Annotated in this window: 12 protein-coding genes; 8 read left to right on the top strand and 4 right to left on the bottom strand. The window is 33.3% G+C overall.

Going from position 1 to position 12,033, the window contains the following annotated elements; all coding sequences use genetic code 11:
* Positions 1–12: 12 nt before the first annotated feature.
* Entirely contained in the window at positions 13–300 is a 288-nt protein-coding gene (locus PI23P_RS11265) for a hypothetical protein (protein ID WP_004570987.1), read from the bottom strand.
* Between the two features lie 80 nt (positions 301–380).
* Between PI23P_RS11265 and PI23P_RS11260 the strand changes: the two genes are divergently transcribed.
* From PI23P_RS11260 to PI23P_RS11230, 7 genes are all read left to right on the top strand, one after another.
* Positions 381–1,409: a DHH family phosphoesterase gene (locus tag PI23P_RS11260; RefSeq protein WP_004570986.1), complete on the top strand. Its 1,029-nt coding sequence runs from the start codon at positions 381–383 to the stop codon at positions 1,407–1,409.
* On the top strand, positions 1,399–1,935 hold the full coding sequence (gldI, locus tag PI23P_RS11255; RefSeq protein ID WP_004570985.1) for a gliding motility-associated peptidyl-prolyl isomerase GldI: 537 nt from the start codon (positions 1,399–1,401) through the stop codon (positions 1,933–1,935). Before PI23P_RS11260 ends, gldI begins: the two co-directional genes overlap by 11 nt.
* Before the next feature lie 10 nt (positions 1,936–1,945).
* On the top strand, positions 1,946–2,674 hold the full coding sequence (bamJ, locus tag PI23P_RS11250; RefSeq protein WP_004570984.1) for a BamJ family beta-barrel-assembly machinery protein: 729 nt from the start codon (positions 1,946–1,948) through the stop codon (positions 2,672–2,674).
* Between the two features lie 3 nt (positions 2,675–2,677).
* Positions 2,678–3,844, top strand: a complete 1,167-nt coding sequence (locus PI23P_RS11245) for a peptidylprolyl isomerase (RefSeq protein WP_004570983.1) — start codon at positions 2,678–2,680, stop codon at positions 3,842–3,844.
* A gap of 1 nt (position 3,845) precedes the next feature.
* Positions 3,846–4,403 (top strand): phosphatase PAP2 family protein, encoded by a 558-nt coding sequence (locus PI23P_RS11240; RefSeq protein WP_004570982.1) that lies wholly within the window; start codon positions 3,846–3,848, stop codon positions 4,401–4,403.
* Positions 4,404–4,699: 296 nt separating this feature from the next.
* Positions 4,700–7,126 carry a phenylalanine--tRNA ligase subunit beta gene (pheT, locus tag PI23P_RS11235; RefSeq protein ID WP_004570981.1) on the top strand — a complete coding sequence of 809 codons (2,427 nt, stop codon included), beginning with the start codon at positions 4,700–4,702 and terminating at the stop codon, positions 7,124–7,126.
* Between the two features lie 66 nt (positions 7,127–7,192).
* A complete protein-coding gene (locus tag PI23P_RS11230) occupies positions 7,193–8,224 on the top strand; it encodes a quinone-dependent dihydroorotate dehydrogenase (protein ID WP_004570980.1) in 1,032 nt (343 codons plus the stop codon).
* Positions 8,225–8,294: 70 nt separating this feature from the next.
* Here PI23P_RS11230 and PI23P_RS11225 read toward each other — a convergent pair whose 3' ends face one another.
* From PI23P_RS11225 to PI23P_RS11215, 3 genes are all read right to left on the bottom strand, one after another.
* Positions 8,295–8,936 (bottom strand): carotenoid biosynthesis protein, encoded by a 642-nt coding sequence (locus tag PI23P_RS11225; RefSeq protein WP_004570979.1) that lies wholly within the window; start codon positions 8,934–8,936, stop codon positions 8,295–8,297.
* Positions 8,933–10,393 carry a 1-hydroxycarotenoid 3,4-desaturase CrtD gene (gene crtD / locus PI23P_RS11220; protein ID WP_004570978.1) on the bottom strand — a complete coding sequence of 487 codons (1,461 nt, stop codon included), beginning with the start codon at positions 10,391–10,393 and terminating at the stop codon, positions 8,933–8,935. The genes PI23P_RS11225 and crtD overlap by 4 nt, the downstream gene beginning before the upstream one ends.
* Positions 10,394–10,548: 155 nt before the next feature.
* Positions 10,549–11,004: a sterol desaturase family protein gene (locus tag PI23P_RS11215; RefSeq protein ID WP_004570977.1), complete on the bottom strand. Its 456-nt coding sequence runs from the start codon at positions 11,002–11,004 to the stop codon at positions 10,549–10,551.
* Positions 11,005–11,402: 398 nt separating this feature from the next.
* Here PI23P_RS11215 and PI23P_RS11210 point away from each other — a divergent pair, with 398 nt between their 5' ends.
* The gene (locus PI23P_RS11210; RefSeq protein WP_004570976.1) at positions 11,403–12,017 is read left to right on the top strand and encodes a LysE family translocator; all 615 of its coding nucleotides are present in this window, start codon (positions 11,403–11,405) and stop codon (positions 12,015–12,017) included.
* The last annotated feature ends 16 nt before the right edge of the window (positions 12,018–12,033 follow it).

The following is a 12,033-nucleotide window of genomic DNA, read 5'->3' as shown; positions in this document are numbered from 1 at the left end:
ATTACAGGTATGCTATTTGTTAACTCTAAATTTCCCTTTTGTTTTTAAAGTTTCATAATCCATTCTTAATTTGTCCATTTCATCGGTATTGGAGTATGCATTGTCTCCTCCCCAAATCCAAAAGTCTGGCTTGTTCTTTTTGATTTCTTTCCAAAGAATGTTTTCCATGTTTTGACGATTGCAAGAACCAAAAGCAATGGTGAAATCTAGTGGTTTTTTCGTGTGTTTGGCTTTTGGTGCAGCGCAGGAAATAAAAAGGATAAGCACGAGGCTGTAGCTTATTTTTAAGAGCATTTTCATTGCTAAATTATTTGTGTTTTATCCAAATGTAAAGCAGATTATATTTTGAACAATATTAATAAATTGTATATTTACCACTTATGATTTTAAAAGGAATTGAAGAATTAAAGGGCTTTCTTGGGACTGCAAGAAAGATCGTTATTGTTGGGCATAGGAATCCAGACGGAGATGCCATGGGGGCAACTTTAGGTCTCAAACATTATTTAGATAAGAAAGGACATCAGGCAACGGTAGTGGTTCCAAATGAATATCCAGATTTCTTGCACTGGCTTCCCGGCTCAGAAACCACGCAGCGTTTTGATTGGCAAAATGCACAGTCTCATAAAGCGATTGATGCCTCGGATATTATTTTTTTATTAGACTTTAATGCACTGCACAGAGTAGGTCCAGACATGCAAAAGAATTTGGAGAAATATCCGAATGATTTCGTGATGATAGACCATCACCAGCAGCCAGATGACGTAAAATATATGTATTCAGATATTTCTATCTGTTCTACTTGTCAAATGGTATATCAGTTTATTGAGATAAATCACGATTTAAATTTAATAGATGCTGCAATCGCGACTTGTCTTTACACAGGAATCATGACAGACACAGGCTCTTTTAGATTTAGATCCACTACAAGCACCACACATAGAATAATTGCAGACCTAATAGATAAAGGTGCACAGAATGACATCATTCATAACAAGGTGTACGACGCAAATTCTTATGGAAGACTTTTGCTGTTAGGACAAGCATTGAGTAATCTGGAAATATTACCTGAGCATAAAACAGCTTTTATTACGTTGACAGAGGCAGAGAAAAATAAGTTTGATTTTCAAAAAGGAGATACAGAAGGAGTGGTGAATTATGCACTTTCATTAAAAGGAATTATTTTCGCTGCCATTTTTATTGAAGATGCAGAGCAAAAAATAATCAAAATATCTTTCAGGTCAAAAGGAAGTTTTTCTGTAAATCAATTCTCTAGAAATCATTTTGGAGGTGGTGGTCATGACAATGCAGCAGGAGGGAAGTTCGATGGGGTTATGGAAGCTACTATAAAATACTTCATGAGTCTTTTGCCGAGGTATACACATGAGTTAAATACCTCTTATGATGCATAAGATTGTTGTCTTTTTGTTGCTTTTCATCTTACTAAGCTGTGCAAATTCTCAGCCTCGAAGACCTATAAACCCAAAACCGTCTACAACGAGTTTTCAAAAGAGTGTTGAAGCGTCCAAGCGGTTGATAGAATTTGAGGAAAGTGAAATTCTTCGTTTCATTTCTCGCGATACAATCTTAAATTATAAAACATCGGCAAATGGATTTTGGTATGCATACAATACGAAAATAGACGGACAAACAACAACGCCAAAAACAGGAGATCTTGTTGAATTTTATTACGATATTAGAAATTTAAAGAATTCTGTGATTTATGCGAAAGAAGAATTAGGTATTCGAACATACAAAATAGATCAAGAAGATTTTATTTCTGGAATTCAGAAAGGAATTAAATTGATGAAAGTCGGAGAAACAATTACATTTGTAATTCCGTCTTACAACGCCTTTGGTGTTTTTGGAGATGGAAATAAAATTGAAATGAACACAACCATTATAAGTACCGTAACATTATTAAATAATAAAAATTAAATTAAGCCAAATGAAGATCGTAAAAAATTTAGCAGTATTAGCAGTGTCAGTAACCTTGTTTTCTTGTGGAAATCAAGTGAAAGAAGTAAAATCGTTAAAAACGGAATTAGATTCTGTAAGTTATGCTGTTGGATTGAGCATGTCCAGTCAGTTAAAATCTAATTTCAGTGAAGTAAATAAATCACTTTTAAATCAGGGAATTAGAAATGGACTGGATTCTACTAATTTATTAATTGAAACAAAAGACATTCAAAATGTTTTGAGTGCATACTTTCAAAAGAAGCAACAAGCTCAAATGAAAGAGCAGCAAGCCAAAGCAGCTGAATTAGCGGAAACAAATTTTGCAGAGAACAAAAAGATTGGCGAAGATTTTTTAATAGAAAACAAAACGAGAGCTGGAGTGCAAACTACGGCTAGTGGCTTACAATACTTAGTAATGAAAGAAGGCTCAGGTGAAAAGCCATCAGGACCGACTACGCGCGTGAAGGTGCATTACCATGGAACCAATATAGAGGGAAAAGTTTTTGACAGTTCTGTAGATAGAAAAACGCCTGCTGATTTTGGATTAAGCCAAGTAATTAAAGGTTGGACAGAAGGTGTTCAATTGATGAATCAAGGATCAAAATATAAATTCTTTATACCACAAGAATTAGCATACGGGGCGCAACAAAAAGGACAAGATATAAAACCTTTTTCTACTTTAGTATTTGAAGTTGAATTACTAGAAGTTTTAAATTAAAGGATGAAACAAGTACGATCTCTCTTTTTATTTTGTGTTCTATTTATCGGATGTATCCCTGCAAAGTATAAAGAACTAAAGGAGGGAATGTATGCAGAAATAGAAACTAATAAAGGAACTATTTTATTAGAATTATATGCTGAAAAGGTACCCAAAACTGTGGCTAATTTTGTGGCTCTAGTGGAGGGTACTAACAGGCAACTTCCAGATTCTCTAAAAGGTAAAAATTTTTATCAAGGTATTATTTTTCATAGAGTTGTTCCTAATTTTGTAATTCAAGGCGGTGGTTTTACCGCAGCGGGGAAAAAAAGTGTTGGTTATGTGTTTACAGACGAATTTCCGAAAGATCCCCGTGGAAATTTATTTTATAAACACGATGACCAAGGAGTATTTTCGATGGCCAATGGCGGCATCGCTACAAATAACACTCAGTTTTTTATTACACACAGAGCAATTCCCCATTTGAATGGAAAGCACAGTGTCTTTGGCAAAACGATTATAAATTCAATAGAGCGCAAAGAACTGGAAAAGAATTTTTTAGATTCTTTGCAATTAAAAAATGAAATACGGTCGGCACGAATGTCTGTTGTGAATAAAATTGAACGAAATGATACAATTAACACCATTGAAATTATAAGAATTGGTGCTGCTGCAAAGAATTTTAATGCTGCCGAAGTTTTTGAAAGGGAAGAGTCGAAGTTCAAGGTTGCTGAAGGCAACAAAGTTAAAGAAGCAAAAGCTAAAAATGAAGTTGCAGAAGAAAAAAGATATGCCATTTATTTAGAAAAGAAAGCCATTTTTTTAAAAGAAAAAAAGGAATCAAAAGCTCAGAAAACAGGAACGGGATTAAGGATTTTAATGCTAAGAGAAACTTCTGGAAAGCGCATTTTAATGCCTCAAAAAGTGAGTGTAAATTATATTGTATTTACTGCGGACGGAAAAAGAGTAAAATCTTCTAAAGACATTGGGAAACCCACTGTTTTCGATTTGAACGATACTGCAAGACCGATGATTAGCGGTCTAAAAGAAGGGCTACTTTCTTTAAGAGAAGGTGAAAAAGCACGTTTATTTATTCCTTACATGATTGGTTTTGGGACTAAGAAATTCGGACCATTTCCAGCGAAATCAGATTTAGTTTTTGAAGTAGAAATTTTAAAAATAAATTATTAGTTTGCTAGACATTATTCAACAAGACAAAATTTTATTAACTTACCTTAATAATTTAGGTAGTGAGAAGTGGGACTTTTTGTGGTTATCAATCACCAACCAGTTAAGTTGGTCACCGTTATTTGTTCTTATTATTTACTTAGTTTTTAAAACTTTCGGATGGAAACGTGGTGGCTTTGCATTACTTTTCATGATTTTACTCGTTGCGTTTTCAGATCAGTTTACAAACCTAATAAAAAACTCATTTGAACGACTAAGGCCTAATAATGATCCTGAAATAAAATACTTACTGCGAACGCTTATCAGTCCACAGAGCTATAGTTTTATGTCGGGTCATGCAACTACCTCTACTTTTTTCTCGGTCTTTGTAATTCTTTTATTAAGGGAGCAGTACAAGTATGTGTATGCCCTCCTTATTTTTCCATTAATTTTTGCCTATAGTAGATTGTATTTAGGTATTCATTTCCCAATAGATATTTTTGTGGGAATTTTGATTGGAATAATTTTTGGAAACCTCTATTTTTTGCTTTTTAAAAAGATAGAGAGACGTTTTTTTCTTTAATCTTTTCAGAGAATAAATACTGGTTTAGTTTGTTAGCTGGTCAAGTGAGTTTGCCTTGTTTAAATGCGGTATAAATAATTCTTTTAAGAAAGTAAAAATCATTTTTAAACAGTTTTGCGAGTTAAGAGGTCCAATCTATGGACAGGCAATGACAATAAATAGACTTTTAAAAAAGTGTATTTAGAATCTTTCACAAACGTATGTATTTAGGGAATACAGGTCTATTATCATCGCTTTTACGAACGTAATCCGCAAAAATTGGTTAAATTTGCTTTTGAAAATCTACAAAACAGATTATGAAGATATCATACAATTGGCTGAAGCAGTTTTTACAAATAGATTGGGATGCCATAAAGACCGGTGAATTATTGACAGACTTAGGTTTAGAGGTCGAAGGTATTGAAACAAAAGAGGCAATTAAAGGAGGTTTAAAAGGCATTGTTGTCGGTGAAATTTTAACTTGTATACAGCATCCAAATGCAGATCGTTTAAAAGTAACCACGGTAGATTTAGGATTGGGAATACCCGTCCAAATTGTTTGTGGAGCAGCCAATGTAACCGTTGGTCAGAAAGTGCCCGTAGCGACCATTGGAACTACTTTATATGACGACAAGGGCGTTGGATTTAAAATAAAAAAAGGCAAAATTAGAGGGGAAGAAAGTCATGGAATGATTTGTGCGGAGGACGAATTAGGACTTGGAACAGGTCATGACGGGATTATGGTGTTGGAGGCTACTTTAAAACCAGGCGTTGCAGTTGCAGAGGTTTTCAAAATTGAAATAGACGAAATTTTTGAAATTGGCTTAACACCCAATAGATCAGATGCGATGAGTCATTTTGGAGTTGCTAGAGATTTGCGTGCAGGTCTGATGCAACAGGATATTAATTTAGAATTAATATCTCCTTCTGTAAGTGATTTTCATGTAGATGAAAGAACACTCCGTTTTGACGTAGAGATAGAGAAAAGAGAGCACGCTCCGCGGTATTGTGGAATATCAATTACCGATGTAACGATCAAAGACTCACCAGAATGGATTCAAAATAAGTTAAAGGCAATTGGGATTACTCCAAAAAATAATATTGTAGATATTACAAATTATGTTCTACACGAATTAGGGCAACCCTTGCACGCTTTTGATGCTCAAAAGATAAAAGGGAATAAGATTCTTGTGAAAACACTGCAGGAAGGAACAAAGTTTACAACACTAGATGGTGTGGAAAGAACCCTTTCTTCTGAAGATATTATGATTTGTGATTCGGATGCCACACCACTGTGTATCGCTGGTGTATTTGGAGGCAGTATTTCTAGTGTTTCAGAGCATACGACATCAATTTTTTTAGAAAGTGCATATTTTAATCCTGTATTTATTAGAAAAACAGCAAAAAGGCACGCATTAAACACAGATGCTTCTTTTCGTTTTGAAAGAGGCATAGATATTAATTTAACTAAATATGCTTTAAAAAGAGCAGCTCTTTTAATTAAGGAGTATTCTGGTGGGAAAATGGGGTCTGATATTTCTGATTTTTATCCTGAAAAAATTGAGGATTATCAAGTTTTTCTTTCCTACGAAAATGCGTATCGTTTGATAGGACAGGAAATACCGAAAGAAACTATAAAAAAGATATTAGCATCTTTAGAAATTAAAATAAACAGTGAAACAGAAGGAGGATTGGGTTTAACAATTCCATCTTACAGAACGGACGTTCAGAGAGAAGCAGATATTATTGAGGAGATTTTAAGGGTGTATGGCTATAATAATATTGAGTTTTCACACAAATTAAATACTTCGGTTTCTTTTGACTTCAATAAGTATACAAAAATTGAAAACGTAACATCAAATCACTTGACTTCTTTAGGTTTTAATGAGACGATGGCAAATTCTTTGACAAAACCAGCTTACGCGGAGTTGTCGGAAAACATACAGGAAGAGGCGAGTGTCGCAATTGTAAACCCTTTAAGTAATGACTTAAAAGTATTGCGTCAATCGATGTTATTTAGCGGCTTAGAGTCTGTCTCTTATAATATAAATAGAAAAAATAACGCATTGAAATTTTATGAATATGGGAAAACCTATCATAAGTTTAATGAAAAGTATCAAGAAAATAAGCATCTTACTTTGTTCCTTTCAGGCAACAGAGCTGCTGAAAGTTGGAGCAAAGAGAACAAAGTCGTTGATTTTTTCTATTTGAAAGGAATTGTGAATAGTTTGTTTGAACGTTTGGGAATTGATCAGTTAAAAACCACACCAACGAAACAAGATATTTTTTCAGAGGGAATTACCTTGAGTCTCGGTAAAATGAAGTTGGTAGATCTCGGCGTGATAAAAGAGGGGCTTCTAAAAGAGTTTGGAATCAAACAAGATGTTTTATTTGCTGACTTTAATTGGGATCTTATTTTAAAGTTGACCGGGAATAAGAATATAAAAGTAGTTGATTTGCCTAAATTCCCTTCAGTAAAGCGAGATTTAGCTTTGTTATTAGATGCCAAAGTTGAATTCAGAGAGATCTATAATTTGGCTTTTCAGTCTGAAAAGATTTTATTAAAAGAGGTAGATTTATTTGATGTGTATGAAGGAGATAAATTGCCAACAGGTAAAAAGTCCTATGCGGTTAGTTTTTTAATTCAAGATGAAACAAAAACATTAACAGACAAACAAATTGACAAAGTAATGCAGAAACTACAGCAAACATTTGAAAAAAATGTGCAAGCTGTGTTGAGATAAAATGAGGGGCATCCTGCACTCATAGTCTTGTTTTTGCTAAGTAATGTAAGAAAAACCATATAGCTAGTGTATAAATTAACAATCCGACCGTTTTTATTTTTATTTGATCCAGAAAAAGTACATTATTTTACGTTTTCTCTAATCAGAGTTTTATGTAAAATTCCATTAGTACCTGGATTGTTTAGAAAATTATATCAAATTAATGATAAAAAATTAGAGCGCAATTTATTTGGATTGCACTTTAGAAATCCAGTTGGTTTGGCTGCTGGTTTTGACAAGAACGCAGTACTTTACAACGAGTTGGCAAATTTTGGTTTTGGTTTTATAGAAATTGGCACCATCACGCCAAAAGAACAAACCGGGAATCCAAAGAAAAGACTGTTCAGATTGCAAGAAGACAATGGAATTATCAATCGTATGGGCTTCAATAATGATGGAGTGGCAAACGTAATTAAGAACTTAAAAAAAAACAAGCACAAAGTAATCATCGGTGGTAATGTTGGTAAAAATACAGATACCAGCCCCCTAGGATATACTTCAGATTATTTAGATGTGTTTCGAGAACTGCATCCTTTTGTGGATTACTTCGCGTTGAATGTGAGTTGTCCGAATGTAGCAAGTGATGTGAAGTTGAATGATAAAGATTATTTAATTGAGTTAATTTCAGAATGTCAAAAAGAAAACCAGCGATTTAAAATAAAGAAACCCATTCTATTGAAAATTTCACCGGATTTAAATACCGTACAATTGGATGAAATTATAGATTTGGTGGCAGAGACAAAAATTGATGGTGTGATTGCTTCCAATACATCGATCACCAGGGATCATTTAAAAGCTTCTGAAGAGCGTTTGAAGGAAATAGGTAATGGAGGGATAAGTGGCCAACCAATAAAGAATAAAAGTACCCAAGTAATTAAATACTTGTCAGAGAAATCAAACAAATCTTTTCCAATTATTGGGGTGGGTGGTATTCACTCAGCCGAAGATGCACTTGAGAAAATCAACGCTGGTGCAGATTTAGTACAAATTTATACGGGTTTTATATATGAAGGGCCAGGTTTGATTAAAAAGATAAACAAAGCAATATTGAAAAATTAGTATATATCTAGAGGAGATTCGTAGCCTATAATTTATGGCGCTACTTTGGTCTTCCTTGTAGTATACCAATTTATGCTATCAGTAGACTCAATATACCGAAGAACAAGAGTTGTACACTCACAATAACAAAGCTAATTTTCGAGTTTATTTTTGGACGAAAGAGATAGGTCATCGCGTGAATGGCAACACTCGTAAGAAACCACATACCATAATTTTGCAATGGAATGATATCGTTTTCCCAATGCCAAAAACCAAGATGTACTGCTACGGGCTCTACTAAAAAATCTAACGCTGTCATTAACAAAGCTGGGAGTAAAATTAGCCAAAGTGCTTTTTTTGTGAAATATTGCACAACACCATAAGTGCTAAGCGCTAAAAATAGCCAGTTAACTCCAATAAGGAGTGGTGTTTCAAAAATTTTAAATCCGAAAACACTGCCATATGTATAGGATCCAAACAAAATGCCTGTGGCCACTCCAATAGCCTCTACTGAAAATCCAATTAAAAAAATAAGTGTGGAAAGAATAAAAAACTTTAGACTGTAGTCTTTGTTTAATTTATAAAAAACGAATAATGTAAGTATTAAATTAAGTGGGGTAAGCGGTAAAAATAAGTCTTTATAAGTTTCAAAAGACATTCCAAGCAATCCAAAAAAGTAGAATAAAAGCAAAAGTCCTATCCACTGCTTTTCTTTTGAGATTTTTTTTATCATCTAATTAATTTGTCAATAATTTTTGCTGAGGATAGCGCTAAAGGAATGCCTCCACCGGGGTGCACACTTCCTCCACAAAAATAAAGATTTTTAAACTGAGAAGAAAAGTTTTTATGACGAAAAAATGCAGCAAATCTATTATTGCTTGAAGTTCCGTATAAGGAGCCTTTATAGGAATAGGTTTTGTCTTGAATTAGTTGAGGTGTTAGTTGCTCTTCGAACTCGATAAGGTCTTCAATATCTACTCCTAAATTTTTAGAAATTTTTTGCAATATGTTTTTTCTTGCGGTGGCTATCATTTCATCCCAATTTTGTCCATACACAGAGGGAACATTTATCATAACAAACCAGTTTTCTTTGCCTTTTGGAGCATCTTCTTTAATGCGTTTACTAGTGATGTTTATGTATACAGTAGGATCTTCGTAGATTGTTTTAGAGTTGAAAATATGCTCAAATTCTTTTTTATAATCCTCCGTAAATAAAATGTTGTGCACGTCTAATTCAGGAAACTCTTTATCAATACCCCAGTAAAAAATAAGAGCAGAGCTTGATCGTTCTTGTTTATCTACTTTTTTTAATTTTTTAGCAGAAGGTATTAGTTTTTCATAAACATTGTGAATGTCTGCATTGCATATAACCACATCTGTAGCGAACTTGTGAGACGCTGTAACTACGCTTGTAGCAATATTTTTAGTTGTTGTTATGCTATTTACTTCTTGGTTAAAATGAAACTCAACACCTATTTCTTTTGCTAAACGCACCAAGCTATTAGTAATTTCGTGCATGCCACCTTTCGGTAAATAGGCACCCAATCCAAACTCTAAATGTGGAATAATATTTAAAATACCTGGGGCTTTGTAAGGGGTGGATCCGTTGTAAGTAGCATATCTATTAAATAAGCGAATGGTTTTGGAATCTTTAAATGCTTTTTCATTCACCTCATTCATCGAATTAAAGATATTCAAGAATGGAAACTTTATGAGCGCTCGCAATGTAGAAAAGGATAAGAAAGAACTGATTTTGTGCAGTGATTTGCTTAAAAACTGTTCTTCTGTTGCATTGTATATGTATTTGCTCTTTGCAAGATGTTGTTTTACTTTGGATGCAGAGTCGCTTGTATTTTGTTCAATTTCTGCAGCAAACAGATCGATATCAGCGTGTGCAGTGATGCGCGTTCCATCTTCATAAAAGTAATTGCACAACACGTCGAGCTGTTCATAGTTAAAGTAATCAGTAGGATTTTTGTTACAAATTTCAAAAAGTTCAGCAACCATGTTTGGCATGGTAAAAAGAGAAGGTCCGGCATCAAACCGAAAGTTATTTCCATGAATTTGTGTCAGTTTCCCTCCAGGGTACGCGTTTTTTTCCAAAACTTGAACCTGATATCCTTTATTTTTTAAACGGATGGCTGAAGCAATTCCTGCAATTCCAGCGCCGATAATTATTGCCTTTTTCAAACGGTAATGTTTATTATAATTCTATTTCGTTTTAATTTTCTTCTAGGGAAACAGTCTTTATTTGTAAGCATCGATATAAAATGCATAAGATGAATTGAATGATACTGGTAAAGAGTCAGTGGTAATTTGTAGAATCTCTGTTTGTATTAAAATTATTACTTCGCCTGTTTCAATTCTTGTTTTAAGTATTTTAAGGGTACTACTAACATACCAAAACAAGCACCTTTTTCTTTTCCTAGATGTTTGTGGTGTATTTTGTGTGCTCTACGTATGGCTCTTAAATAGCTATTATTACTATTTTTAAACCATTTGAGTCTTTGATGAATAAATATTTCGTGGACTAAAAAATAAGCAATGCCATATGCAAGTATTCCAAATCCTATGTTCATTACAATCCAAGCAGAAAACATAGAGCCTAACATAATACACAACCATGAAGGCACTGCGTATATCAAGAAAAACGCGTCATTCTTCTCAAAAAATGAATCTTTGTTATGGGTATGGTGGTCCTCGTGTACTGACCATAAAAATCCGTGCATTACATATTTGTGTGTAAACCACGCCATAAACTCCATCCCCCAAAAAGTAATAAAAATGATTAAAAATGCCATTTATTTCTATTTAAATTTGTGCTACCCATCCTTATTTGTAAAGTAACGCTATCTCAATTGTCCTTCCAGCTTTTAAGTATTTTGTTTTCATAAAATAGTTAGATCTAAATAGATTTTTAAACTTTATAATCTTCAAAAATTCTTAAACTTACGCTGTAAGTTTTTTCAATATTAGAGTATAAAGATAAGGGTTTTTGAAGTAATTTTTTATTGTTTTGTTTCAGTATTCTTTATTTTTATCAAACAAAATATTCTGTGTTGTTTTTTTCGATTTTAAAAGTGATTAAGTAATCAATAAGCTTTAAATTTTATTAAGAATGCAGGGACAAAGAAAGTATAACTTTTGGTAAAAAATTTATATGTTTGTTTGCTTTTAAAGCTTTGCTTAAATTAACACAATGATTGAAACTCTTGTATCTTTTGCATTCGCAACTTCAATTTTAGCGCTATCTCCAGGACCGGATAATATTTTTGTTCTAACACAAAGTATTGTGCACGGTAAGAAGTATGGTTTGGTTACTGTTTTTGGATTGATTTCAGGGTGTTTAGTTCATACTACATTGTTGGCTTTTGGTGTTTCCGCAATGATAAAGGAGTCTGAAAATATATTTATGGGGATCAAAGTTTTTGGTGCTCTTTATCTTTTATATTTAGCGTATAAAGTATATAAATCTGACGCGACTATTGTTCTTTGTGAAGAATATACTGTTAACAAGACAACAAAGCAGCTGTTTAAGGAAGGGTTTATAATGAATGTATTAAATCCTAAAGTATCTATTTTTTTTCTAGCCTTTTTCCCTGGATTTTTATTTACCAAGCATTTAAACACCGTGTTTCAATTTTATATTTTAGGCGCTATTTTTATGCTCATTTCATTGGTAATCTTTTCACTTATAGCAATACTAGCAAGTGTTATTTCAGAAAAAATTAAAAAAAATAAACAAATTGGTTATTATTTAAAATGGATACAAGTTGTTGTATTTGTATCTATAGCTGTCTTCGTACTGTGGTAATTACACAGGATCTATT

This window comes from Polaribacter irgensii 23-P, from assembly GCF_000153225.1.
In the GTDB taxonomy this organism is placed as follows: domain Bacteria; phylum Bacteroidota; class Bacteroidia; order Flavobacteriales; family Flavobacteriaceae; genus Polaribacter; species Polaribacter irgensii.
This window is presented reverse-complemented; position numbering and strand designations above follow the sequence as displayed.

Excerpts from the sequence above, each read along its gene's own strand:
- PI23P_RS11265 (WP_004570987.1), bottom strand. The coding sequence starts at position 300 with ATGAAAATGCTCTTAAAAATAAGCTACAGCCTCGTGCTTATCCTTTTT.
- PI23P_RS11260 (WP_004570986.1), top strand. The coding sequence starts at position 381 with ATGATTTTAAAAGGAATTGAAGAATTAAAGGGCTTTCTTGGGACTGCA.
- gldI (WP_004570985.1), top strand. The coding sequence starts at position 1,399 with ATGATGCATAAGATTGTTGTCTTTTTGTTGCTTTTCATCTTACTAAGC.
- bamJ (WP_004570984.1), top strand. The coding sequence starts at position 1,946 with ATGAAGATCGTAAAAAATTTAGCAGTATTAGCAGTGTCAGTAACCTTG.
- PI23P_RS11245 (WP_004570983.1), top strand. The coding sequence starts at position 2,678 with ATGAAACAAGTACGATCTCTCTTTTTATTTTGTGTTCTATTTATCGGA.
- pheT (WP_004570981.1), top strand. The coding sequence starts at position 4,700 with ATGAAGATATCATACAATTGGCTGAAGCAGTTTTTACAAATAGATTGG.
- PI23P_RS11225 (WP_004570979.1), bottom strand. The coding sequence starts at position 8,936 with ATGATAAAAAAAATCTCAAAAGAAAAGCAGTGGATAGGACTTTTGCTT.
- PI23P_RS11215 (WP_004570977.1), bottom strand. The coding sequence starts at position 11,004 with ATGGCATTTTTAATCATTTTTATTACTTTTTGGGGGATGGAGTTTATG.
- PI23P_RS11210 (WP_004570976.1), top strand. The coding sequence starts at position 11,403 with ATGATTGAAACTCTTGTATCTTTTGCATTCGCAACTTCAATTTTAGCG.